This window comes from Alistipes sp. AF48-12 (assembly GCF_003477565.1).
In the GTDB taxonomy this organism is placed as follows: Bacteria; Bacteroidota; Bacteroidia; order Bacteroidales; family Rikenellaceae; genus Alistipes_A; species Alistipes_A hominis.
Genome location: NZ_QUDJ01000016.1, coordinates 38,625 through 64,593, shown reverse-complemented (window position 1 = coordinate 64,593; position 25,969 = coordinate 38,625). Strand labels below are relative to the sequence as shown.

Genomic DNA, 25,969 nt, shown 5'->3' with positions numbered 1-25,969 from the left:
AAGACTTGTCTGGTTGCAATTAAAGGGTAACAGCGGGAAAATCTGTTGAATACTAAAAGTCTGCCTTTTTCGGTTTTCTGTAAATTTATGGAAAATCGGATGGGCAGATTTTTGAGAAAGAGAGAATGTTATGTCGAAACTCATCCGTCTGTTTATATGTTTTGATAAACAGCCAATCTTATTAATTGGCATATTGTTGTTCCTCGTGGGATGCGATTCTCGGAAGAAGGTAGACTATGATGTACCCGTGTCTATTATAGATTACGAATCGTTAACAAGCCGAAATTTTGAACAGATTCCGGAGGATATTGTGTCTAAAATGGAGTTTGTTGCATTCGATACCGTTTCCGATGCTCTTTTCGGGCGGGTTGATAAAGTGAAATTTGTCGATAGTTCATTATTCATATTGGATCAACGATTGAATGCGATTCTGGAATTCGATCGATCCGGGAAATTTATTAGAAAATTCCAAAGAAAAGGCAGGGCCCTTTACGAATATTTACAAATAACCGATTTTGATATAGACAGGGAGTCCGGAGTATTGTATGTATTGGATTCACATACCGATAAGGTTAATTTGTACGATTCTGATTTTAATTTCATAGCGAGTCATACGTTGGATTTTGAGGCGGATATTCTCAAATCGGTAGGGGGAAAAATAATATTCGGATTAGCGTCCTGGAATAGCGGACGTGCGAAAGGATATAAGATCGGGCAGACGGATTCACAATGTAAAATGGAGAATCAGGTATTGTATTATGATGAATATATCGATCCCGCCTATGTGTTTTCATCTTATCGTTTTACGGATTGCGAACAGAATGTTGTTTATAATCAGCCTATTGATAATAATGCGTATGTGTTGAGTCGAGATTTGAATCTCAGACAGATAATTCGTTTCGATTTTGGAGCGTGCAATGTTCCCGATGAAAATAAAAAGGACGTAGAGTCTAAATTGGATAAATTCGAAAATTATTGTTTTATCAAGGATTATGTTGCTGTAAAAGGAGATTTAATCATCGGAAAGTTGAGAGATCATGGAAAATCGCGGTGTTTCATCGTTGATAGAAAAAATGGAATTAAATATGAGAGTCAACCGGTCGAGTTATTTTCAAACAGTTTGTTTACCGAATACGATGATCCGTTTATCTTTTCCTATTTCATGACCACGAATGTGAATCCGAAAGACGTGTCTTTACCCGATCATATTATTGATCATATTCATGCGGGAGGATGTGCTATCGGTATCCAACAATTGAAATAAAATATGAAAATTACACGGTGAATTATACTTTTGTTGGTAGGTTGCTTTTTAAGTTGTACCGTACCGTGAGAGAAAATATCACAAAGATGCAATCCAGAGAAAAAGGCTTATAAATCCATACATGTCGTATATATCGATGAATCCGGTGTTTTTGGTAGATTGAATACGCATATCCCACAGGATTTTCATTACCATAGTTTTTTACTGGATTCGACAAATCGGGTGACATTGGTTGGGAATCCAACGGCTAATGAAGATGTGCGGAAATTATTATATGAGAAAGTTTTTAATTTACAGTCTGCACGTTGACGTAGTGTAGAAGTCTTTTCGGAGATATTTTCCTGTATGGATGTTTTTTTTAAGATAACTTTATGTTTTAAAACGAGAGCCCGGAATCTTTCCGGGCTCTTTTCGTCTTGTGAAATTTTATTGTAACTGATCGATACGTTCCTTTAGCGCCTTGATTTTGGCTTCCGCGTCGTGCCGTTTGGCATGTTCGGTTTCGATCACTTTGGCCGGGGCGTTCTGTACGAAACGTTCGTTCGACAGTTTTTTCAGAACGGAGGCGAGAAATCCTTCCTGGTAGGCGAGGTCGGCCTTCAGCTTCTTGAGTTCTTCTTCCACATCGATGCTGCCGCCCAGCGGGACGAAATATTCGGTCGTTTTGACGATGAACGCGGCTGCGTCGGAACGCTTTTCGGCGATCTCCTCCACGCGGTTCAGGTTCGCCATTTTTTGCAGCAGCGGGTTGTATTCGCGATGATAATTGTCGTCCCCGATGACGTACAGTTCCAGCGCTTCCTTGTTCGGAATGTTGTGCTCCTTGCGGATGTTCCGCACGGACGAGACGGCCTCTTTGAGCTGTTCGATGCGTTCGAGCAGCGCCTGGTCGAACGGCTGCGGCGCGGGCAGCGCGGCGACCGTGATGCTTTCGCCGTCTTTGCGCGGAGCCATGTGCTGCCAGATTTCCTCGGTGATGAACGGCATGAACGGATGCAGCGTCCGGAGCAACCTGTCGAAGAACGCTTTCGTAGCGTCCATCGTCGCCCGGTCGGTCGGTTGCCGGTAGCCCGGTTTCACCATTTCAAGGTACCATCCGGAGAACTCGTCCCAGAACAGGCGGTACAGCTTCATCAACGCTTCCGAAATGCGGTATTCGGTAAAATCCTCTTCGATTTGGCCGAGCGTACGGTTCAGCATCGCGTCGAACCAGGATACGGCGAGCCGGTTGCTGTCGCTCTGCGCCAGCGAGTCGTCCACTTGCCAGCCGTTTACCAGCCGGTAAGCGTTCCATATCTTGTTGCCGAAGTTGCGTCCCTGTTCGCACAGCGCGTCGTCGAACAACAGGTCGTTGCCGGCCGCCGAGCACAGCAGCATCGCCAGCCGTACGCCGTCGGCCCCGTACTGTTCGATCAGGTCGAGCGGATCGGGCGAATTGCCGAGCGATTTGCTCATCTTGCGACGCAGTTTGTCGCGGACGATGCCGGTCAGGTAGACGTTCCTGAACGGCATTTCGCCCCGGTATTCGTATCCGGCGATGATCATCCGGGCGACCCAGAAGAACAGGATGTCGGGCCCGGTGACCAGGTCGTTGGTCGGGTAGTAGTATTTGATCTCCTCGTTTTCGGGGCGGTTGATGCCGTCGAACACCGAGATCGGCCATAGCCATGACGAAAACCACGTGTCGAGCACGTCGGGGTCGCGGCGTAGGTCGGTTGCCGTCAGCGAAGCGTCGCCGGTCTTTTCGCGGGCCAGCTTCAGCGCTTCTTCGGGCGTTTCGGCGACCACGTACCCCCCTTTGGGGAGGAAGTAGGCCGGGATCTGCTGGCCCCACCACAATTGCCGCGAGATGCACCAGTCCTTGACGTTCTCCATCCAGTAGCGGTACGTATTCTTGAATTTGGCCGGAACCAGCCGGATTTCGTCTTCCATGACCGCTTTGAGAGCCGGCTGGGCCAGTTCGGTCATCTTCAGAAACCACTGCATCGACAGCTTCGGCTCGATCGGCACGTTGGTGCGTTCCGAATATCCCACCTTGTTGGTATAGGCTTCGACCTTTTCGAGCAGGCCGGCGTCGGCGAGGTCTTTCTCGATCTGCCGGCGGACTTCGAAACGGTCCATGCCGGCGTAGCGTTCGCCGTGCTCGTTCAGCGTACCGTCGTCGTTGAAAATGTCGATGATTTCGAGGTTGTATTTTTCGCCGAGCATGTAGTCGTTCACGTCGTGGGCCGGGGTCACTTTCAGCGCGCCGGTTCCGAATTCGATGTCGACGTACTCGTCGCGGATCACCGGAATCGAACGGTCGATGAGCGGCACCAGCACGCGCGCATCCTGCGGCAGATCCCGGTAGCGCGGGTCGTTCGGGTTGACGCACAGCGCCGTGTCGCCGAGGATCGTTTCCGGCCGCGTCGTGGCTACGACGACGTAACGCGACGTTCCTTCGATTTTGTAGCGCAGGTAGTACAGCTTGCCCTGCGATTCGCGGTAGATGACCTCTTCGTCGGAAAGGGCGGTCTGCGCGGCGGGGTCCCAGTTGACCATTCGTACGCCGCGGTAGATTTTACCTTTTTTATACAGGTCGACGAATACTTTGATGACGCTTTCGCTCAGCGCCGGGTCCATCGTGAATTTGGTACGCTCCCAGTCGCACGAAGCGCCGAGTTTGCGCAGTTGGTTCAGGATGATGCCGCCGTGTTTCTCTTTCCACTGCCAGGCGTGTTTTAAAAATTCTTCGCGGGTCAGCGAATTTTTATCGATTCCGTCGGCTTTGAGTTTCTGGACGACTTTGGCTTCGGTGGCGATCGACGCGTGGTCGGTTCCCGGAACCCAGCAGGCGTTTTTGCCCTGCATCCGGGCGCGGCGTACCAGCACGTCCTGTATGGTTTCGTTCAGCATGTGCCCCATGTGCAGCACTCCGGTCACGTTCGGCGGCGGGATGACGATCGTGTAGGGTTCCCTTCCGTCGGGCGTCGAGTGGAAAAAATTGTGGCGGATCCAGTAGTCGTACCACTTGGATTCGATCTGCTGCGGGGTGTATTTTGCACCGATTTCCATAAGTATTCCGAATTTTAGCATTAATCTCGCAAAAATAACAATTTTCCGGCAATTATTACAGGTTTGCCTTGGCCCAGGCGATCATCAGTTCGTTGCGGTCGGATTTCATCGCCCGCCGGTAGAGCCTGCGCACCGTATCGAGCCATGCCAGTCGGCGGTCGGAGTCGCTGTCGCCCACTTCGTCGCGGCCGCCGGCGGCTTTGTACTGTTCGCGCGTCGTGCTGCAAATGCGGGCGTAACGGCCCGTGCGGGGTTTCAGGTCGGCATCGGTCAGGGTCAGGTAAAACGCCAACTGTTCGGGGGTGCAGTGCCCGTCTGCCGGGAAGCGGGCGTTGTCGGCCACGTACACCGTCACGCCGTCCTTGAACACGTACGGTTCGTAGCGCCCGGGCCGCTCCATCGCTTCGTAAACGACGCCCCGCACCGGGAACTGCGCCCCCGACTGCCCGCGTATCCACCGCAGCAGCCGGTCGGTATATTCGAAACCGAGGCTTCCTTTGACTTCCAGGCAGGTCGTGGCAATCCACCGCGCCAGCCGCTCCGGCTCCGGATTCAGCAGATATACCCTGCCGGTTTTGGGGGCTCCGGTGCGAACGTCTCGGCCGGTACGGTATTCGTAAAGTCGAACGTTGAAACCCTCCCAGCCGGGCAGCGAGCGGGTTTCGCCGATCAATTTTTCGGCCATGTAGGCGCGGGACAGCAATTGCCTGCACCGTTCGGTCAGCGCGGGCAGACTGTCGCGCACCCACGCTTTCGGCAGCGGCCGGGCCGGACAGCAAGCGATGCCCGAAAATACGAGCAACAGGCTCAGAATGTAGCTTTTCACGATTCGTATCATTTTACGTCGTAAAGATAGCGATTTGCAATAATAGGGGCTGTTTTTTTCGTTTCTATTTTGAAAAACTTTAAGATTGGCGGCTGTTTTGACCTGTGTCGAAAAGCGGGCGACGGCGCATTTCGCCGGGAACAGTTTGTTGATTTTAGTTAAAATGCACTATATTTGCAGATTAAACAGAGACGAAGATGAGTAAAAAATATAATAAGAAAGAGGACTTCGCAGGCATATCAGATATGCTCGAAGGCCGTCACCATGTAATCCCGATCATGGCGGGCGAAGATGGTGATATGGGAGAAAACGTAGTGATTCCGGAGGTGTTGCCGATTCTGACGTTGCGCAGTTCGGTGCTTTTCCCGGGGTCGATCACGCCGATTACGGTCGGCCGCGACAAGTCGATGAAACTGGTTCGCGAGGTGGAGAGCGGCGGAAGTATCCTCGGCGCCGTGCTGCAAAAGGAGTCGGAGGTCGAACAACCCGGCCCGGACGATTTGTACCGTGTCGGAACGGCGGCCCGCATCCTGAAAGTGCTCGAAATGCCGAACGGCAATCTGACCGTTATCCTGCACGGACTGGACAAGATCGAAATCCGCGATTTCATCATGACGGAGCCTTATTTCAGGGCTTCGGTCGCTCCGCTGAAGGATTCGATTCCCGAGCCGACGAACATCGAGTTCGAGGCGCTGGTCGATTCGATCAAGGACGTCGCGCTGAATATTATCAATATTTCGCCGCAGATGCCCAAAGAGGCGACTTTTGCGATCAAGAATATCGATAACAAACGCGGGACGATCAACTTCATCTGTTCGAACATGGATCTGCCCGACGCCGACCGCCAGCGTTTGCTGGAGGCTCCGGGCCTGCTGGCGCGTGCGCGCCGGCTGTTGGAGATACTGGTGCGCGAGCAGCAGATCGCCGAGCTGAAAAACGAAATCCAGGGTAAGGTGAAGCAGAACATCGATCAGCAGCAGCGCGAGTATTTCTTGCAGCAGCAGATCCGCACGATCCAGGACGAGCTGGGCGGCGATCCGGCCGACAAGGATCTGGACGATCTGCATGAACGCGCCGCGAAGAAGCGTTGGAAACCGGAGGTGAAGGAGCTGTTTTTCAAAGAGTTGTCCAAACTCGAACGGATGAACCCGGCGGTGGCCGAATATTCGGTGCAACTCAATTACCTGCAACTGATGCTCGACCTGCCGTGGGACACCTATACGAAGGATAACCTCGACCTCGCCCATGCGAAAAAACGGCTCGACAACGACCATTTCGGGCTCGACGAAGTGAAAGACCGGATTCTGGAGCACCTGGCCGTAATCAAGCTCAAAGGCGACCTGAAATCGCCGATCCTGTGTCTGTACGGTCCTCCGGGGGTCGGTAAGACTTCGCTCGGCAAGTCGGTGGCGGCTGCGCTGAAGCGCAAGTTCGGGCGTATCTCGCTCGGCGGCCTGCACGACGAGGCCGAGATCCGCGGGCACCGCAAAACGTATATCGGCGCAATGCCGGGGCGGATCATTCAGACGATCAAGCGCGCCGGCTCGTCGAACCCGGTGATTATCCTCGACGAGATCGACAAAGTGACCGTCAGCAACCACGGCGACCCGTCGTCGGCGCTGCTCGAAGTGCTCGATCCGGAACAGAACACGACGTTCCACGACAACTACCTCGATACGGAGTACGACCTGTCGAAAGTGCTGTTCATCGCAACGGCCAACAACGTAGCGAACATCCCGGCGCCGCTGCGCGACCGGATGGAGATGATCAATATTCCGGGCTATATCCTGGAGGATAAGATACAGATTGCCCGCAAGCACCTGATCCCGAAGCAGCTCGAGGCGCACGGCGTCCCGGCCAAGCAGTTCAGGATGGGGCCGAAGGTGATCGAGAAGGTGATCGGCGAGTATACCCGCGAATCGGGCGTGCGCGCGCTGGACAAGAACATCGCGAAGATCGTCCGCACGCGTGCGAAGAACATCGGTTTCGACGAACAGTTCAAGCCGGAGGTGACGGCTGCCGACGTGGAGAAAATCCTCGGCGTGCCGCGTTTCCAGAGGGAGGAGTATGAGGTCGGCGGCATTGTCGGCGTCGTGACGGGGCTGGCTTGGACGGAGGTCGGCGGCGATATCCTGTATATCGAGTCGATCCTGACGCCGGGCAAGGGCGCCCTGACGATGACGGGCAACCTCGGCGACGTGATGAAGGAGTCGGCCACGATCGCGCTGCAATGGGTCAAGGCCCACAGCCGGGAGCTGGGGATCGATCCGGAGATGTTCAGCAAGTACGACGTGCACATCCACGTGCCGGAGGGAGCGATCCCGAAGGACGGGCCGAGCGCCGGTATCACGATGGTGACTTCGCTCGTATCGACCTTCACCGGCCACAAGGTCAAGGAACGCGTCGCGATGACGGGCGAGACGACCCTCCGGGGCCGCGTGATGCCCGTCGGCGGGATCAAGGAGAAAATCCTCGCCGCCAAGCGCGCCGGTATCCACGAGATCATCCTCAGCGAGGATAACCGCAAAGATATTTCGGAGATCAAACCCGAGTACCTCGGCGGCCTGAAGTTCAATTATGTGAAGACCAACAGCGACGTGCTGAAATTGGCGGTGATGTGATGCGGGTAGTGGTGGGCCTCTCCGGAGGCGTCGATTCGAGCGTGGCGGCCTACCTGCTCAAGGAGCAGGGATACGATGTGGTGGGGCTTTTCATGCGCAACTGGAAGGATACGACCGGGACGCTCGAAGGCGATTGCCCGTGGTACGACGACCACATGTTCGCCGAACTGGTGGCCAAGCGGCTCGACATCCCGTTTCATCTGATCGACCTGAGCGATGAATACCGCCGCCGCGTCGTGGACTATATGTTTGCCGAGTACGGCCGGGGACGGACGCCGAACCCGGACGTGCTTTGCAACCGCGAAATCAAGTTCGACGCCTTCCTGAAAGCGGCGCTTGACCTGGGGGCCGATTACGTGGCTACGGGTCACTACTGTCGCCGCGAGGACGTCGAGATCGACGGGCGCACGGTACACCGTCTGCTGGCGGGCAGCGACCCGAACAAAGACCAGAGTTATTTCTTGTGTCAGTTGACCCAGCGGCAGCTTTCGCGCGCGCTGTTTCCGATCGGACACCTGCTGAAGCCGGAGGTTCGGCGGATCGCCGCCGAACAGCACCTGGCTACGGCGGCCCGCAAGGATTCGCAGGGCATCTGTTTCGTCGGCAAGGTCGATCTGCCGGTGTTCCTGCAACAGTGGTTGGAGGCCCGCGAGGGCGATATCGTCGAGGTGCCGGCCTCGTGGGACGGCTACCGTCCGCTGGCCGACGGCGCGACGCTCGATGAGTTGGCTGCGCCGTACGCGTACCGCGAGACGGACGGAACGTGCGTCGGACGGCATCGCGGGGCGCATTTCTTCACGATCGGGCAGCGCAAGGGCCTGAACGTCGGAGGCAAGCCGGAGCCGTTGTTCGTGATTGCGACGGACGTGGAGCGCAACGTGCTGTACGTCGGCCAGGGACAGCGACATCCGGGACTTTACCGGCGCGGGTTGCGCATTCTGCCGGACGAGATGCACTGGGTACGTCCCGACCGGGCGTTGCAGCCGGGCGCGAGCGCGCGGTTCCGGATGCGGATACGCTACCGGCAGCCGTTGCAGGACGGCGTGCTGCATGTGACGCCCGAGGGCGGGTATATCGTGTTCGACGAGCCGCAGCGCGGCGTTACGGCCGGGCAGTTCGCCTCGTGGTACGACGGCGAGGAATTGATCGGATCGGGGGTGATTCATTGTTAAGGCAAGTGCGGCCTGCGGATGCGGGCCGGGTAAAACGGAGCGGGGAGCGTCCCAAAACGCTCCCCGCTCCGTTTTGTTATTCGGCTTTAAGCTCGTCTTTTTCGGCTCTCCGGGCGTCGTACAGGGCGTTCAGCAGGCCCAGCCTTTTTTGACGCCGGATTGCAGGACGCTGAGCAGGTCGGCGTCCGGACGAGCGTTTCCGACCCCTAAAAATTACCCGAAAACTTCATCTTTCGAATAAAAAATGCGATATTTGTCATTCGGTTTAATTCTATAAATAAGAGATTATGTTAAGCGGAGGTAGAACGAAAATTGCAGAGCTGTTGAAATCAACGGCGTTCGGTACGGAAGTAGTCGTCAAAGGCTGGGTCAGAACCAAACGCGGAAATAAAAACGTAGCTTTCATCGCCGTCAACGACGGCTCGATCATCCATAATATCCAGGTCGTAGCCGACGTAGCCAAATTCGACGAAAACCTCCTCAAGGAGATCACCACCGGCAGTTGCGTCAAAGTCGCCGGCACGCTGGTCGAATCGCTCGGCTCCGGCCAGCCCGTCGAAATACAGGCTTCGTCGATCGAGATCTACGGCACCGCCGATCCCGAAACGTACCCGTTGCAGAAGAAAGGCCATTCGCTCGAATTCTTGCGCGAAATAGCCTATTTGCGCCCGCGTACCAACACTTTCGGCGCCGTGCTCCGTATCCGCCATGCGATGGCTTACGCGATCCACAAATATTTCAACGACCACGGATTTTTCTACTTGCATACGCCGCTGATCACCGGCAGCGACGCCGAAGGCGCCGGAGCGATGTTCGGCGTCACTACGCTCGACCTGAACGATGTGCCCAAAACCCCGGAAGGCGCGGTCGATTACAGCCAGGATTTCTTCGGGAAACCCTGCAACCTGACCGTCTCCGGCCAGCTCGAAGGCGAACTCGGCGCGCTGGCCCTGTCGCAGATCTATACGTTCGGCCCGACGTTCCGAGCCGAAAACTCGAACACCCCGCGCCACCTGGCCGAGTTCTGGATGATCGAGCCGGAAGTCGCTTTCTTCGAGTTGGAAGACAATATGGAACTGGCCGAGGACTTTTTGAAGTACCTGATCCGCTATGCCCTCGATAACTGTCAGGACGACCTGCAGTTCCTCGCCAAGATGTACGACGCGGAGCTGATCGACCGCCTGAAGTTCGTCGTCGAAAACGATTTCGTCCGCCTCGACTATACCGAGGGGATCGATATCCTGGTCAAAAGCGGCGTGAAGTTCGAATTCCCGGTCAGTTGGGGACTCGACCTGCAGAGCGAGCACGAACGTTACCTGGTCGAACGGCATTTCAAGAAACCGGTCATCTTGATTAACTACCCGAAGGAGATCAAAGCGTTCTACATGAAGCAGAACGACGACGGCAAGACCGTTCGCGCGATGGACGTGCTGTTCCCGAAGATCGGCGAGATCATCGGCGGGTCGCAGCGCGAGGAGAACCTCGACAAACTGCGCCGGCGCATCGAAGAGGTCGGCGTACCCGAGAAAGATATCTGGTGGTACCTCGATACCCGCCGATGGGGAAGCGCTCCGCACAGCGGTTTCGGCCTCGGCTTCGAGCGGCTGCTGCTGTTCGTGACCGGAATGGGTAACATCCGCGATGTGATTCCGTTCCCCCGGACGCCGAAGAACGCGGAGTTTTAGTCCGGGTTAAATTCTTGCACACGGGACGGCGGTTTCAGGATATAAGATAAGTCTTATCCTGTTATAAAGTCCCCTTTCTGCGGGCTGCCTTTCAATAGATTTATAATTATCTTTGTAATTATACAGAAGATACGTAAATCTATTGAATCAGTTATTGAAAATTGAAAAGCTATGTCCAATCTTAATCAACGCCAAGTTCAAAAATTGCTCCAAAAGCTGTCGCCGCAGCAGATCCAGATGATCAAACTGCTGGAGCTTCCGGCCCTGCAACTCGAGCAGCGCATCAAGCAGGAAATCGAGGAGAATCCCGTACTCGAAGAAGAACCGTCCGAAGATCAGGAAGAGGAGCAGCCCAAGGAGGTATCCGTCGAAGAATATTTCGCCGAAGACGATACTCCACGCTACAAGTATCACGCCAACAACTACTCTCCCGACGACCAGAAACGTCCCGTTTACCTGACCGAAGGTATGTCGCTGCACGAGTACCTGATCGAACAGCTCGGATTCAAAAATCTGTCCGAACGCGAGATGACGTTGGCCAAATACATGGTCGGCAGCATCGACGACGACGGATATTTGCGTCGAAACCTGTCATCCATTTCGGACGACATCGCCTTTAGTCTCGGCATCGAAACTTCCGAGGAGGAGCTCGAACGCATCCTGCGGGTGATCCACCAGTTGGAGCCGGTGGGGATCGGTTCGCGCAACCTGCAGGAGTGCCTGTTGCTGCAAATGAACGCGCGCGAGGAGCTGTCGGAATCCGAAAAGCTGGCCCGGAAAATCCTGACCAACTACTTCGACGAATTTACGAAAAAACACTACGAAAAGCTGATGACGCGGCTGTCGGTCGGCGAAGACGAGTTCCGCGACGCGATCGAGGAGATCGTGCACCTGTCGCCGAAGCCGGGTAATCTGTACAGCGACGGCAAAAGTTCGGCCCAGCCCTATATTATGCCCGATTTTACGCTCGACTACCAGAACGGTATTTTCGAGCTGAGCCTGAATTCGTCGAACATTCCCGATCTGAAAGTGAATCGCCGTTACATGGAGATGATCCGCAGCATGAGCGCCGGCAGCGGCCAAAGCGCCGAGCAGAACAAGGAGGCGATCCAGTTCGTCAAGAATAAGATCGATTCGGCGAAGTGGTTCATCTCGGCGATCAAGCAGCGGCACGACACGCTGATGCGGACGATGCAGGCGATTCTCGACTACCAACGCGAATTTTTCGTCGACGGCGACCAGTCGAAGCTGCGGCCGATGATCCTCAAGGACATCGCCGACGCTACCGGGCTCGACGTTTCGACCATTTCGCGCGTGGTGAACAGCAAATACGTGCAGACGCAGTTCGGTATCCTGTCGCTCAAACAGTTGTTTTCCGAAGCGATGCAGACCGACAGCGGCGAGGAAGTGTCGTCGTACGAGATCAAGAACATCCTCTCTGAGTGCATCGACAAGGAGAACAAGCGCAAGCCGTTGACCGACGAGACGCTGATGGATATCCTGAACGACAAGGGATACCGCATCGCGCGCCGCACGGTGGCCAAATACCGCGAGATGCTGGGGATTCCGGTCGCCCGGTTGCGCAGGCAGTTGTAGGCGGACGCCGTACCGCCGCGCCGGCTGCGGAATTCTGCCCTCCGGGAGCACCGTTCCCCGATATTTGTGCTATCTTTGTTTCCGAAAACCGGGAAAGTCATGGAATATTCCGTATGGAACCGTTTGAGCCGCGGTATTTCGGCGCTGATGCATCCTTTCGTCATTCCGACGTGGGCGGTACTACTGATGCTGTACGGGCCGACGGTGATGGTCAACATGCCGCCGCGGGTGAAGTTTTTCCTGCTGGGCATCGTGGCGCTCAATACGCTGCTGCTGCCGGCTTTTTCCATCGGGGTGCTGCGGTGGTTCCGTGTGATTCCCGACTGGTCGTTGCAGGATCAGAAAACGCGGATGCTGCCGATGGGAATCGTCGCCGTTTGTTACCTGATGTGCATCGTGGCGATGTCCAACATGCTGTTCGCATTCCTGATCACCCGTTTTCTGATCGCCGCGCTGTGTTGCGTCGCCTTCGCGTTTTTCGTGAACCTGTATTGGAAAATCAGCCTGCATATGACTGCCGCGGGCGGTCTGCTCGGTATGCTCGCCGTGGTGTGTTACGCCGGGTTGGCCAATCTCCAGCAGGCGCTCGTCGGATGCCTGCTGCTGTCCGGCTTGCTCGGGAGCGCCCGTCTGCGGCTGGGCAGCCACAATTTGGCCCAGGTCGCCGCCGGAGCCGGCGGCGGAGCGGTTATCTCGGTGGTCGTTATTCTTTTTTTCTGATTTCGAAAAAAATGCGGATCGCTTGTCGGCGTTTTGTATGTTTGGTTTTCGAAAAAAACTTATCTTTGTTAACAATACGATTAACCTAACAAGATAAGTATGAGAAAATCAATTTTACTCGCTGCTGCACTGCTATTCGGAACCGCCGGTTTTGCCCAATGGCAGCCGGTCGGGGACAAGATCAAAACTCCGTGGGCCGACCAAGTCGATCCGCAGAATCCGCTGCCGGAATACCCGCGTCCGCTGATGGAGCGTGACCGGTGGCAGAACCTGAACGGGCTGTGGGATTACGCCATCGTTCCGGTCGGCGCGCAGCCGGAAAAGTACGACGGAAAAATTCTGGTGCCGTTCGCCGTCGAATCGAGTCTTTCGGGCGTTCAGAAGCGTCTCGGCGGAGAGAATGAACTATGGTATTCGCGCGAGTTCGCCGTGCCTGCTAAATGGGCCGGGGAGCGGGTGCTGTTGCATTTCGGGGCCGTGGACTGGAAAACGGACGTATGGGTCAACGACGTCCTGGTCGGTCGGCATACGGGCGGTTATACCCCGTTTACGTTCGATATTACCGCCGCGCTGAATAAGAAAGGAACCAATACGCTGAAGGTAAAAGTTTGGGATCCGACCGACGTCGGTTACCAACCGCGCGGTAAGCAGGTGAATAATCCCAGCGGGATCTGGTATACGCCCGTCAGCGGGATATGGCAGACCGTATGGCTCGAACCGGTGCCTGTGAAGTACATCGCCGGGATTCGCACCACGCCCGATATCGACCGGAAGACCCTGCGCGTGGAGGTCGACGCCGCTGCCGCGCAGGTTTCCGATATGGTAGAGGTGACCGTGCTGGACGGAGGAAAAGAGATTGCCCGGGCGAAGGCGGTGAACGGCGTTCCGGTGGAGGTCGCGATGCCGGCGGACATGAAACTGTGGAGCCCCGACTCCCCGTTCCTGTACGACCTGAAGGTCGCGCTCGTTTCAGACGGCAAGGAGGTCGATCGAGTGGACAGCTATACCGCGATGCGTAAGTATTCGACCGCCCGCGATGCCGACGGAATCATGCGGCTGCAACTCAATAACAAGGATATTTTCCATTTCGGCCCGCTCGACCAGGGCTGGTGGCCCGACGGCCTGTATACGGCCGCGACCGACGAAGCGCTCGAATACGATGTGATCAAGACGAAAGACTTCGGATTCAACATGATCCGCAAGCACGTCAAGGTGGAGCCGGCTCGTTGGTATACTTTCTGCGACCGTCACGGGATTATGGTATGGCAGGACATGCCCAGCGGCGACGGCGGTCCGCAGTGGCAGATGAAGCAGTATTTCGACGGGGCCGAATGGAAACGCGGCGCGGAATCGGAGGCCAACTACCGCAAGGAGTGGAAAGAGATCATGGACTACCTCTATTCGAATCCCTGTATTGCCGTGTGGGTTCCGTTCAACGAAGCGTGGGGACAGTTCAAAACGCACGAGATCGCCGAATGGACCAAAACCTACGATCCGACCCGGTCGGTGAATTCGGCCAGCGGCGGAAACCACTACACCTCCTGCGGCGATATCCTCGACCTGCATAATTATCCGCAGCCCGAGCTGTACCTGTACGACACGAAGCGCGTGACGGCGCTCGGCGAGTACGGCGGTATCGGGTATGCCGTCGACGGGCATCTGTGGGTGCCCGACCGCAATTGGGGATACGTGCAGTTCAAGAGCCCGGAAGAGGTGACCGACGCCTACCTCAAATATACCGGTATGCTGAAGGATATGATAAAACGCGGATTTTCGGCCGGCGTTTATACGCAGACCAGCGACGTCGAGATCGAGGTGAACGGGCTGATGACCTACGACCGGAAGCTGATCAAGGTGGACGAGGCGAAAATCAGCGCGCTGAACAAAGCGATCTGTAAATCGTTGGACAAGTAAACAAAAAAGGAAACGGAGTGCACAATAAACGGTGCGTCCTTTTCGTTCTACTACCGAGTTTTAGATAGTAAAAACAAGGTGGTCTTATTCAGAAAATGCGGCGGGTATGGGATCCTGCCGCATTTTTTATCCGGGAGGCCGGGAAAGAGATGCCGTTCCGCCGACCGGACGTTTTGTCCGGATATGCGTGCCGAAACGACAGTTTGGCGAGAAACCGGAAATTGTGGCACGTATTTTGGTAATTCATAAATACGGCAGAGGGATTCTAAAAAGGGTTTATAAACCCGAAACGATCCGGATGCAAAGATTGGCACAGAGTTTGAAGTATAATACATCGAAGGAAAGAAGTAAAGTGGACAAGCAACAAGGTTTCTTCATTTATTTAAGTTTGGGTTAGTAGTTTAGGGATAATTCCCCGGAAAAGAGGCAACCGCGACGGTTCCCTCTTTTTTGTTTTTGCGATTCCTTACAAACGCTACGGGGGAGCGAACGATCGTTTGCTCCCCCGTAGGTTCGACCGGTATGATTCGGGCTTTTGTCTATATTATATCATTTTATCGGTCGGTCGAAAAAATAGTCTGTTCCGTAGGTGGTTTTTTAACGGCAAGACGCCGTGTGTTTCACACGGCGTCTTGTTCGGTATCGGAAAATGTTTCCCGTCCTATTTCTTGTGGAGACGGATCGCGCGGATGTACAGCGGGGTTCCGTTGATGTTGTTGATATCGAAACGCAGCCGGTCTCCCTTTTTGCCCGCATTCGGGAAGTTCTGCAATACCTGGGCCTTGCCTGCGGTCAGGTCGAACGTGATGGACTTCCAGTCATTTGAGGCCGGAATCGACAGGTTGGGGATCGATCCGCCCGCTGCGATCTGCAGGAACAATTCGAGACTGGCGCTCTTCGCGCATTTGTATTCGAACGATAGGTAATTCTCGTCGGCTGCGATATCGCGGGTCAGCGACGCCGTGAAGATATACGGGTCGTCCGGTTTCCCTGCTTCGGGTTCGGACGGTTCGTACAGGTAGCTGTAACCGGTTTCGTAGCTGAAATAATCCGTAAGGTCTTCGAAACGCCCCAGTTGGTTGGCGGATTCGGTCTGCAGTCCCAGGAAGAGGGCTGCGGCCAGCGTGGATTCTTCGGCGTTGCGCGCCCGGATATGCAGGTTCCGGAGTTCGAGCTCGGTTCCGGCCCCGTCGCCGATCACGAGCCGGAAACGGGAGCCTATCCCGCCCCATGCGGCCTCGGCGATCTGCTGGCCGAGGTCGAACGAATAGGTCGTCCATTGCGATGCCGCGGAGAGCGGTTTGATCTTATAAACGGTCTGCGTTATATCGTCCAGGACGATTGCCAGCGAAATCGCCTTGCCGCTCTTGTATTCGAACGTGAGCACCTTGTCCGATATGCCGTCGGCGACCCGCTGGGTCGTGAACGATGCGTCGGCGCCCGTGGCGGTCAGTTTGTAGGTATAGCCGGTCGTAGGCGACGAGGCTTCCTCCTCTACGGTCAGGTTGTTGCTGTCCTTGATATAAAAATATCCTTTCGGGAAGTTCGGATCGTCGTCTACGTCTTCGCCGTTCATCCGGATCTGAGCGAAACGGGAACGGATTTCGTCGACCGTGCCGATCTTCAGGTAGACGTCGTATTCGAAGACGAGTCCTTTGGTGATGGCGAAAGTCCGCAGCGGCGCGAAATAGGAGCAACTGCCGCCGGTCGGACCGGACGAACCGCCGTTGAAACGGTAGTTGGTCGATAACGACGATCCGGGCGAGTAAACGCCGATGCCCCATTGCGAGTCGTCCACGTAAGCGGCCCAGTGTTCGTCGCGGGTATGCTTTTCGTTCGGCCAGCCCGGAACGACCGTGGTCAGCGCGGCATTGGTCCACGGACTGTCGCCCTTGTAATATACCAGGTTCTTCAGGGCATAGTCTACGAAGACGGCCGGAACTTCCTGTTCGGTAGCCGGATGGTCGGTCGCGTCCGCCCCTGTGTTGCGGAACGTATAGTGAATGTGGGCCACGTCGCCGTCGAGTGTGATTTTTTCTTCCATCTGACATTCGGTCAGCAGCTTGCCGGAAGCCCAGTGCACCGGAACCGAAACGATTTCCAAGCTGGAGCTGGTGATATTCTGCGACAGGATTTCCGGTTTCTGACCGCGCCATCCGCCGCCCTGAATCGGGTTCCACCCCCAATCCTTACCGTCCCATTTGCTGCCGTCCGCTTCTCCGTAATAGGATTGCTGGACGAAACGTCCTTCGTCGGCATGGTTCAGTAGGTTGCGCTTGGTATTTACTTCCGAGAAGTGGAAGATCGATCCGCCGTGGGTCAGGTCTATACCCAGTTGGACGACTCCGTTGTTGAGGTAGGTCGCGTTCTGCATACCCGCTTCCGGCCACGCTTCCACCGGTGTGGCGGTGCCGGTTACGGCTTCCGATTGCTTGCCGTTGTCGTATACGGCCGCTACCGAGAACGTATATTCGGTTCCGTTGGTCAGTCCGGTCGCCTCGTATCCGGTCGTGTCGGCCTTGACGGTGGCGCTTCCGTTTCCGGGCGTCCAGCTTACGGCGTATTCTTTCAATCCTTCGACGTTCTTGGGAGCTTTCCACGAAAGGTTCGCTTTTTTATCGGGCGCCGTGATTACCAGTCCGGTCGGAGCAGCCGAGAACGGCGTGCCCTGTTCGACGAGGGCGTTCGACTTTTTGCCGTCGTCGTATGCGGCCGCTACCGAGAACGTATACTGGGTTCCGTTGGTCAGTCCGGTCGCCGTATAGGTGGTCGTGCCGGCCGCTACGGTAGCGCTTCCGTTTCCGGGCGTCCAGCTTACGGCGTATTCTTTCAGTCCCTCGCCGTTTTCGGGAGCCTGCCAAGAAAGGGTGATTTCTTTATCCCACGGGGTTACGACCAGGTCGGTCGGTTCCGGTTTGACCGATGCGGCCGGAGTGCCCTGCTTGGTCACCACTTCCGATTTTTGCCCGTTGTTGTACACGGCGGCGATGGAGAAGGTATAGGCGGTTCCGTTGGTCAGTCCGGTGGCGGTGTACAGCGTCGTTCCCGCCTGGACGGTCGCCTGCCCGTCTCCCGGTGTCCAGGTAATGGAGTACTCCTTGAGATTCTCGCTTTCCGGCGCGGTCCAGCTCAGCGTGACGCTACCGTCGCCCGCCTGTACGGCCGCATTGGTCGGCGCCGGCGTCGGATACGACGCGTCGGCATTGTCTTTCTTGCACGACATAAACATCAACGCCGGCAATAACAGTAGCAAAGTACTGACTTTGAAAAATTTTTTCATAGATGGAAAAATTTAGTTTAAAAATCAAATAAAATTGCGTTGTGGTTTGTCGGGGTCGGACCATTCCACAGGAACAGCTCCAACGGTTAAGTTGTAAACAAATGTAGAATAAATTTCCGAATTTCGCCTTATCCGGAGTCGAATTTCGTACGAATCGGGACAGGATTCTTCCTGCGACCTTGACCGGGTGCGGGAAAATCGCGGCGGGCGGAACGGATTGTCGTATGGTCGGAGAGGGGTTACCGTCTCGAAAACAGCCACTTCAGCATTTGCAGCAGGATCAGGATCGAGGTGGCGATCAGGATGAAGTGTCCGTAACCGTTGTCGCGGTCGAACACGATCAGGACGATCGATCCGATGAAGAGTCCGATCAGCATGATGACGTAGGCGATCCGGCGGCTGACCATTCGGATGGTTTTGATAAACAGCGTGTTGTCGTCGAGGATGACGTCGTGTTTGATTTTGCCTTCTTTCAGTTTGTAGAGGATCTCGCTGACGTCGTTCGGGAAATCCCGGATGAAACTGACGTAATTGTTCAGCGTGTCGTAGATTTCGGAGGCGATGCGGCGCGGCGAATATTTTCCCTTGACGACTTCTTTGGCGTAGGGGACGATGACCGGCGCCAGCGCCAGCGACGGATCGAGCGACGTGGCGAATTTTTCGAGCGTGGCCAACGCCTTGATCAGCATAAAGATGCCCGACGGAATTTGCAATTTGTACTTGACGATGATGTCGACGCAGTTCTGGATCGCTCCGGCGAAGTTGATCGTTTCTATCGGGATGCCGGTATACTGCATCATCATCTGGTGGATTTCGAATTTCAGTTCTTCGCGGTGTTCGAAGAATTTTTTACCGCACAGCGTGACCAGCGCATGTGAAATCGTGTCGCTGTTGCGCGAGACGAAGCCGATGGCGAAATCGGCCAGGAAGTCGAGGTCGCGGGGCGTGAGCGCCCCGACCATCCCGAAGTCGATGAAGCCGATGACGTTGCCTTCCATCACGAAGATATTGCCCGGATGCGGGTCGGCGTGGAAGAATCCGTGCTTCAGGATCATCGTGAGCAGGGCGTCGGCGCCGTTGCGGGCGATTTGCGACAGGTCGAGTCCCGCCGCCTGCAACGCCCCGAGGTCGTCGGGCGGAATGCCGTGGATCTTCTCCATCACGAGCAGCTTTTTCGTGCAGTGCTGCGTATGGACGACGGGAATGTGCACCGACGGGTTGTCCTTGAACATGATCCGGAAGCGGTTGATATTCGACGCTTCGATCGTGTAGTCCAATTCTTTGAGGATCGTGGCCGAAAATTCGTCGATCAGGCCGGTGATGTTCATCGCGGCCAGTTCCGGGTACTGCTTCGCGAAGCGTTTGGACAGGTATTTCAGCAGGTAAATGTCCAGTTTGATCTTGTTCTCGACGAAGGGACGTTGGATTTTGACGACCACCTCGTCGCCGGACAACAGGCGTCCCTGATAGACCTGCCCGATCGAGGCGGCGGCCAGCGGCAGCCGGTCGAATTCGCTGAAAACCTGTTCGAGCGGAGCGTTCAGCTCTTTTTCGATCAGCGCGATGGCGTATTCGCTGTCGAACGGGACGGCGCGGGACTGCAGTTTTTTGAGTTCGATCCGGAATTTCTCCGAAACCATATCCGGGCGATCGGCCAGGATCTGCCCGAATTTGACGAACGTGGGGCCGAGATCTTCGATGGTCATCCGGATCCGTTCCGGAGTCGTGTGGACGATTTTGTGGACTTTGCGGCGCCGTTTTCCGAAACGGGTGTGCGCGAACAACTCCCCGAACGAATGCTTGATCAGGATTCCCATGATCTGGAAAGCCCGGTTCATCTGCAGGAACGATATGTAGATGCTGACGATTTTCATAACGTTTTATTGTTGAGCGTCCTGTTTAGTTCTTCGAGCGTGCGGTTCAGTCGATCCATCTTCTCGATCAGCTCGCGGTTGTCCGCCGCGGGCGGTTCCGCGTCGCGGGTCTGCGCGAACAACTGCCGCAGCAGCAGTTCGTCCTTCAGCGATTCGGCCATCCGCAGCAGGCTCTCCGCGATGTGCTCGCTGCGCTGCGGGTCGGCGTCCATCTTTTCCGAAATGATTTTCGAAACTTTGTCGACGAAAAGATCCCTTTCCGACAGTCCGATCGTGAGGATCAGTCGCATGATGTTGCTGTACAGTGCTTTCATCGTATCGTAATCACAGTGCAATATTACGTATAATTTGCCGGAAAATGCAAGATGTTTGCCAATTCCGCCGTAAATTTGTCATAACGAAGACCGCCGGCCGCACTTCGCGGCGCGAATCTCCTCCGCCGGGCGCAACGGGAACCGCCCCGGCATGACAATTGCTGGATAAGATGCAGATTGCGTATATTTTATACGGTCCGTATACGGAGATCGGATCGCGCGGCGTTTTTTTAACAGAGGCATACCGAAATAATAATGCGTGTTATGAAAAAGATTGTTTTGATCGTTTTGTTGACGTTGCTGGGCGGCGGATTGTCCGCGCAGACGAATTCCCGCAAAGCGGCCCGACAGGTCGAGAAAGCGCGCCGGGCCGCGATGGACAGCGTGTTGCACCTCGGTGCGGTGCAGGTTTTGGAAAGCGGCGCTTTCGTAGTCGAAGTCGACCGGCTTATTTTCAAACGGGGGCGTACGGCCAGCGTCAGTTCGAATACGAATTTCGTTTCCCGCGACGGCGACGAGGCGTTCGTGCAGATAGCCTTCAATACGGTGCTGGCCGGGCCGAACGGCGTGGGCGGCATTACGGTGCGCGGAAACGTGTCGGATGTCACCGTCCGGACGGACAAAAAAGGATATCTCTACTACGGGATGAACGTTCAGGGGATCGGGATCTCCGCGCGGGTCGATATCATGCTGATTCCGGGCGCCGACCGCGCCAGCGTGACCGTCGATCCGAATTACAGCAGCAACCGGATTACGATGGAAGGAAGGGTGCTTCCCTCTGTCGATTCGAGGGTCTTTAAGGGACGTTTTCACTAATAAAGGCGTTTCCGGAAAATCCGCCGCCCCGCGCCAGTCAGAAATCCTGATTGGCGCGGGGCGGCGTGCATGGTGCGGAATGTTACCGTTCCGGCGGGTAGTCCGACAGGATGCCGCTCGTATGGCGGAATTGCTGGAAAACGAGCGGGTCGCCGGCGAATCGGGCCGAAAGTTCTTCCCGGACGGCGTCGTCGTGGACGCCCGGAATCAGCGTCGTGCGGAACCGGTAGTCGATCCCGCTGTTGCGCAGCAGGTCGATCGACCGTTGCACGTTGTCCATCTGGCGGTCGGTGACGGCCGGATAGATTTTCGCGTAGTGTTCGCGGTCGGGGATCGTTTTGATATCCATGGCCACGCAGTCGACCAGTCCCATGTCGATCAGGGCGGACAATAGTTCCGTATTCGTCCCGTTGGTATCGAGCTTGATCCGGTATCCGTGCCTTTTGACTCTCTCCAGAAAGCCGGTCAGTCCGGGGTGCAGGGTCGGCTCGCCGCCGGTTACGACGACTCCTTCGATCCACTCCCTGCGCCGCCGCAGGTAGTCGAGAATGACCGTTTCGGACAGATCGGGTAGGTGATCGGTCAGCGAGGGGAGTACCAGCGACGGGTTGTGGCAGTAGTCGCACCGGAAATTGCATCCTTTGGTGAATACGACGGCCGAAAGTACTCCCTCCCAATCGATTAGACTCTGTTTGACAAAACCTCCGATTCGCATGTCAGATCGCTGTTTCGTGGACGATCCGGTGGTCGAACAGCTTGCGGTCGGCGAACTCCTCCCGTTTCCCGTCGTTCCACTGGCTTACCGGGCGCATGTATCCGACGATACGGCTGTATACTTCCGCCTTGCCGCCGCATTTGGGACAGACGAAATGTTCGCCGGACAGGTAGCCGTGCGAAGGACAGATGCTGAACGACGGCGACAGCGTGATGTAGGGCAGCCGGAACCGGCCGGTCACGCGGCGCACCATGTCTCGGGCGGCTGCGGGCGATACGGCGCTTTCGCCGGTGAAGACGTGGAACACCGTTCCCCCGGTGTACAACGCTTGTAGCGGATCCTGCATTTCGAGCGCTTCGTACAGGTCGTCGGTAAAGTTTACCGGCAGGTGGGTCGAATTGGTGTAGTAAGGCTTGGCGCCTTTCAGCAGTCGGTCGGCTTGGTTCGCCGTGATGATATCCGGATAACGCTTGGTATCGAGCATCGCGAACCGGTAGGCGGTGCTTTCGGCCGGAGTGGCTTCGAGGTTGTAGATATTGCCGGTTTCCTCCTGGAATACGGCCAGCACGTCCCGCATGAAGCGCATCGTTTTTTGGGCGAATGCCGCGCCCTCTTCGGTGGCGATTCCGACGCCGAGGAAGTTCAGACAGCATTCGTTCATCCCGTTGATGCCGATCGTCGAGAAGTGGTTTTTCCAATAGCAGCCGAAACGGTCGTGGATGTGGCGCAGGTAGAATTTCGAATAGGGATAGAGTCCCTTTTCGGTGTAGCGCTCGATGACCTTGCGTTTGGTTTCGAGGCTTTCGCGGGCCAGCTCCATCAGGTGGCGCAGCCGTTCGAAAAACGACTTCTCGGACCCCGATTCGTAGCCGAGTCGCGGCAGGTTGATCGTCACGACGCCGACCGACCCGGTCAGCGGGTTCGACGCGAACAGTCCGCCGCCGCGCTTGATTAGTTCCCGTTTGTCGAGCCGCAGCCGGCAGCACATGCTGCGCACGTCGTCGGGTTTCATGTCCGAGTTGACGAAGTTCGAGAAGTAGGGGATGCCGTACTTGGCGGTCATCTGCCAGATGCCGTCGTAATCGGGATTTTCCCAATCGAAATCGGGCGTGATGTTGTAGGTCGGGATCGGGAACGAGAACAGGCTGCCCGCCGCGTCCCCTTCGTACATCACCTCGGCGAAGGCCTTGTTGAGCAGCGTCATTTCGGGCTGAAAATCGCCGTAGGTCTCCTCTTTTATTTCGCCGCCGCAAACCACCGGCTCGTTTTTCAGGAAGTCGGGGACGGTCAGATCCATCGTGATGTTCGTGAACGGAGTCTGGAAACCGACCCGCGTCGGAACGTTCAGGTTGAACAGGAATTCCTGCAAGCACTGTTTGACCTGCGCGTAGTCGAGCCCGTCGTAGCGGACGTAGGGCGCGAGGAAGGTGTCGAAATTCGAGAAGGCCTGCGCGCCGGCCGCTTCGCCCTGCATCGTGTAGAAGAAGTTGACGATCTGTCCGAGCGCTGTCCGCAGGTGCCGGGCCGGCGCGCTCTGCGCTTTGCCTTCGACTCCTTTGAACCCGGTCGTCAATAGGTCTTTCAGATCCCAGCCGACGCAGTAGACGCTCAGGAAGCCCAAGTCGTGGATGTGCATAGCTCCGCTTTTGTGCGCGTCGGCGACCTCTTCGGAATAGAGCCGGCCGAGCCAGTACTGCGAAGTAATCATCGTCGAAATGTGCTGGTTGAGGCCTTGCAGCGAGTAGGCCGAATTGGCGCTTTCCTTGACCCGCCAGTCGTCCTGCGACAGGTAGTCGTCCATCACGTCGAGGTTCGAAAACAGCTCTTTCGATTCGCGGAGCTGTTCGTGCTGCCGACGGTAGAGCATGTAGTTTTTCAGCAGCGCGAAATCGCCGCGACGGTACAGCGCCTGCTCGACGGCGTCCTGCACCTGTTCGACGTGCGGCGTCTGTTCGGCGCTGTTTTTTTCGAGCGAGGCCACCACTTCGCCGCACAGCCGGCGTGCTTCTTTGCGGTTCGGCGCACCGGAGGCCCGCATGGCCTTGAAGATCGCCTGTTCGATTTTCTCCGGACTGAATTGGGCGATCTCGCCCGTCCGTTTTACGATTTGCCGTAAATGAGTCTGTCCATTCATCTTGTTTGAATTTTAAACAGTTAAACAATAAGATAAAATGGTAACTCCGGGAGGATAAAAGATATCGGGCCGCGTACGGAGGGCCCCGACATTCGATCGCTCTTCACCCGAAAGCTACAATGCAATTCATCCGGCAGGTCTTCTGACTTGTTCCGGGTCGCGCGCCTTCCCATCGGGTAAACCGACAGTGGCATTCGGGTTTGCGCGGCCTTTGGCAGGAACTTACAGCTACGGGGATAGTTCCCGACTTTCACGGGATTCCCTTTTGATCTCCCGCCGGGCGAGAAGCCCGGCATCGAGAACCGAATGTTTTCACAAACATAGCGAATCGTTTCGACGGAAAACATTTTCGGCGGAATACTTATTAACAACTTATAAACCTATTCGATTAAACGGTTGGCTGTCATCGCCGAAAGCGACGGGGAAAGACGGTATGCAAAAAGGCCGCTCGCCCGAAACGGCGAACGGCCCTGAAAGAGATCCCGGAAACGGGCGGAAACTATTTTTTCACCAGTTTGCAGGGATAGTGCGCTTTGTATTTCCCTTTGGTCATCGCGGCCAGTTTGCTTTTCAGCAGAGTTCGGCGCAGCGGCGACACGTGGTCGATGAACAGTTTGCCGTCCAGGTGGTCGTACTCGTGCTGGATGACCCGCGCCGCGAAACCTTCGAACTCCTCGTCGTGCTCGACGAAATTTTCGTCCGCGTAGCGGATCCTGATCCGCGACGGCCTTTCGACCCGTTCGTTGATTCCCGGCAGGCTCAAACATCCTTCGTCGAACGGAACGGCGTCGCCGGAGCGTTCGTAGATGTGCGCGTTGATAAAGGCTTTTTTAAAACCGGCCAGGCTCGGATCCTTGTCGGCGTTCACCGAAGCGTCGACCACGAAGATCCGGATGTTGCGGCCCACCTGCGGGGCGGCCAGTCCGACTCCGTCGGCTTCGTACATGGTTTCCCACAGGTTTTCGAGAAATTTGTCCAGTTCCGGATAATCTTTGGCGATGTCTTCGGATTCTTTGCGCAAAACCGCCGAACCGTAAATATAAATCGGAAGTAACATATCGTTCGTTTGCTGTTTTTAATCCTGTTATACCAGATGCCGGATCAGTTCCGTCCGGTCTCCGGGAAGCAGGTCGATCATCGGGATTTCGATCAGCGTGTAGCATCCCGGTTTCTGCAACATAGAAGCCCGCGCCGAGGAGACCAGTATCTGGGCCGTAAGCGCCGGATTGTTGATCTTCATATTGAATTCGAACAGTTGGTTCTGCGTTTTGCCCGAAACGCCCTTGCGCGTCAGGTTGACGCCATGTCCCATGTCCAGCAGCGCGTCCACGCTCTGCACCTGCATCACGTGCGTCTCGTCGTGTACGAAATAGGCGTCTTTTTTGATCGCGTCGGCCACCTTGTCGAAATCGTAGCCCTCTTTCAGCTCGATGTAAACCATCCTCCGGTGAATGCCCGTCCCGGTCGGAATCGTCATCGACAACGCGGCTTTAACCCCGTCGATCGCCTTGACGGCTACGGTGTGACCCATGCTCATGCCGGGGCCGAAGTTCGTGTAGGTAATCCCTTTCGGGGCGCAGGCTTCGAGCAGGGCGCGCACCACCGAGTCGCTGCCCGGGTCCCAGCCGGCCGACATGATCGAAACGGCGCCGTGCTGCGCGGCCGCCTTGCCGAGCGTCGCGTGCTGTTCGGCGACCTGCGTATGGATGTCGAAACTGTCCACCGTGTTGATCCCTTTTTCGAGCAGTTTCAGCGCGAAGCTCTGTACGCTGCGGCTCGGCGTGCAGAGAATCGCCACGTCCACCTTGCCGAGCGATCCGATTTCGGTGGCTACGGTGTAGCTTTTCAACTCTTCGGGCACGTTCGCGGCGTCGCGGCGGATGATGCCCGCTATTTCGAAGTCTTCGGCCGCCTGCAACGCTTCGAGTACGTATTTTCCGATGTTGCCATATCCGACGATGGCTGCTCTGATCTTTTTCATCTT

The 25,969-nt window shown here is 55.9% G+C and carries 18 protein-coding genes and 1 riboswitch; of the genes, 9 read left to right on the top strand and 9 right to left on the bottom strand.

The window, feature by feature from the left end; translation table 11 throughout:
• The first annotated feature begins 130 nt into the window (after positions 1-130).
• On the top strand, positions 131-1,264 hold the full coding sequence (locus DW082_RS10800; RefSeq protein WP_101573705.1) for a 6-bladed beta-propeller: 1,134 nt from the start codon (positions 131-133) through the stop codon (positions 1,262-1,264).
• A gap of 426 nt (positions 1,265-1,690) precedes the next feature.
• Here the strand turns inward: DW082_RS10800 and DW082_RS10795 are convergent, their stop codons facing one another.
• On the bottom strand, positions 1,691-4,318 hold the full coding sequence (locus DW082_RS10795; RefSeq protein WP_101573707.1) for a valine--tRNA ligase: 2,628 nt from the start codon (positions 4,316-4,318) through the stop codon (positions 1,691-1,693).
• Between the two features lie 55 nt (positions 4,319-4,373).
• A complete protein-coding gene (locus DW082_RS10790; RefSeq protein ID WP_180951580.1) occupies positions 4,374-5,144 on the bottom strand; it encodes a cellulase in 771 nt (256 codons plus the stop codon).
• Between the two features lie 197 nt (positions 5,145-5,341).
• On the opposite strand from DW082_RS10790, the gene lon reads away from it, so the two are divergent.
• The 7 genes from lon (at position 5,342) to DW082_RS14325 (ending at position 15,249) form a co-directional block, all read left to right on the top strand.
• Positions 5,342-7,765, top strand: a complete 2,424-nt coding sequence (lon, locus tag DW082_RS10785; protein ID WP_055203245.1) for an endopeptidase La — start codon at positions 5,342-5,344, stop codon at positions 7,763-7,765.
• A complete protein-coding gene (gene mnmA, locus DW082_RS10780; protein ID WP_153498204.1) occupies positions 7,765-8,937 on the top strand; it encodes a tRNA 2-thiouridine(34) synthase MnmA in 1,173 nt (390 codons plus the stop codon). The genes lon and mnmA overlap by 1 nt, the downstream gene beginning before the upstream one ends.
• Positions 8,938-9,224: 287 nt before the next feature.
• Positions 9,225-10,622 (top strand): asparagine--tRNA ligase, encoded by a 1,398-nt coding sequence (gene asnS, locus DW082_RS10775; RefSeq protein ID WP_118458579.1) that lies wholly within the window; start codon positions 9,225-9,227, stop codon positions 10,620-10,622.
• A 171-nt stretch (positions 10,623-10,793) separates the two neighbouring features.
• Positions 10,794-12,218: an RNA polymerase factor sigma-54 gene (gene rpoN, locus DW082_RS10770; RefSeq protein WP_055203250.1), complete on the top strand. Its 1,425-nt coding sequence runs from the start codon at positions 10,794-10,796 to the stop codon at positions 12,216-12,218.
• Positions 12,219-12,317: 99 nt separating this feature from the next.
• Positions 12,318-12,938, top strand: a complete 621-nt coding sequence (locus DW082_RS10765) for a hypothetical protein (RefSeq protein ID WP_147387018.1) — start codon at positions 12,318-12,320, stop codon at positions 12,936-12,938.
• A gap of 99 nt (positions 12,939-13,037) precedes the next feature.
• A complete protein-coding gene (locus tag DW082_RS10760) occupies positions 13,038-14,852 on the top strand; it encodes a glycoside hydrolase family 2 protein (protein WP_118458575.1) in 1,815 nt (604 codons plus the stop codon).
• 106 nt (positions 14,853-14,958) lie between these two features.
• On the top strand, positions 14,959-15,249 hold the full coding sequence (locus DW082_RS14325) for a hypothetical protein (protein ID WP_147387016.1): 291 nt from the start codon (positions 14,959-14,961) through the stop codon (positions 15,247-15,249).
• A gap of 264 nt (positions 15,250-15,513) precedes the next feature.
• Here DW082_RS14325 and DW082_RS10755 read toward each other — a convergent pair whose 3' ends face one another.
• From DW082_RS10755 to DW082_RS10745, 3 genes are all read right to left on the bottom strand, one after another.
• Positions 15,514-18,132 (bottom strand): fibronectin type III domain-containing protein, encoded by a 2,619-nt coding sequence (locus DW082_RS10755; RefSeq protein ID WP_118458573.1) that lies wholly within the window; start codon positions 18,130-18,132, stop codon positions 15,514-15,516.
• A 239-nt stretch (positions 18,133-18,371) separates the two neighbouring features.
• Positions 18,372-20,006 carry an AarF/ABC1/UbiB kinase family protein gene (locus tag DW082_RS10750; protein WP_101573722.1) on the bottom strand — a complete coding sequence of 545 codons (1,635 nt, stop codon included), beginning with the start codon at positions 20,004-20,006 and terminating at the stop codon, positions 18,372-18,374.
• Complete coding sequence (locus DW082_RS10745; RefSeq protein WP_055203261.1) at positions 20,003-20,320, bottom strand: hypothetical protein; 318 nt, start codon at positions 20,318-20,320, stop codon at positions 20,003-20,005. Before DW082_RS10745 ends, DW082_RS10750 begins: the two co-directional genes overlap by 4 nt.
• Positions 20,321-20,584: 264 nt before the next feature.
• Between DW082_RS10745 and DW082_RS10740 the strand changes: the two genes are divergently transcribed.
• On the top strand, positions 20,585-21,136 hold the full coding sequence (locus DW082_RS10740; RefSeq protein WP_118458571.1) for a DUF4251 domain-containing protein: 552 nt from the start codon (positions 20,585-20,587) through the stop codon (positions 21,134-21,136).
• Positions 21,137-21,218: 82 nt separating this feature from the next.
• Here DW082_RS10740 and DW082_RS10735 read toward each other — a convergent pair whose 3' ends face one another.
• The 4 genes from DW082_RS10735 to DW082_RS10720 all read right to left on the bottom strand — a co-directional run bounded on the left by DW082_RS10735 (position 21,219) and on the right by DW082_RS10720 (position 25,966).
• Positions 21,219-21,851, bottom strand: a complete 633-nt coding sequence (locus DW082_RS10735; protein WP_118458569.1) for an anaerobic ribonucleoside-triphosphate reductase activating protein — start codon at positions 21,849-21,851, stop codon at positions 21,219-21,221.
• A 1-nt stretch (position 21,852) separates the two neighbouring features.
• A complete protein-coding gene (locus DW082_RS10730) occupies positions 21,853-23,985 on the bottom strand; it encodes a ribonucleoside triphosphate reductase (protein WP_118458567.1) in 2,133 nt (710 codons plus the stop codon).
• A 114-nt stretch (positions 23,986-24,099) separates the two neighbouring features.
• A riboswitch (cobalamin riboswitch) is annotated at positions 24,100-24,307 on the bottom strand.
• Positions 24,308-24,484: 177 nt separating this feature from the next.
• The gene (def, locus tag DW082_RS10725) at positions 24,485-25,042 is read right to left on the bottom strand and encodes a peptide deformylase (RefSeq protein WP_055203269.1); all 558 of its coding nucleotides are present in this window, start codon (positions 25,040-25,042) and stop codon (positions 24,485-24,487) included.
• 27 nt (positions 25,043-25,069) lie between these two features.
• Positions 25,070-25,966, bottom strand: a complete 897-nt coding sequence (locus tag DW082_RS10720; protein WP_055203271.1) for a diaminopimelate dehydrogenase — start codon at positions 25,964-25,966, stop codon at positions 25,070-25,072.
• Positions 25,967-25,969: the final 3 nt, after the last annotated feature.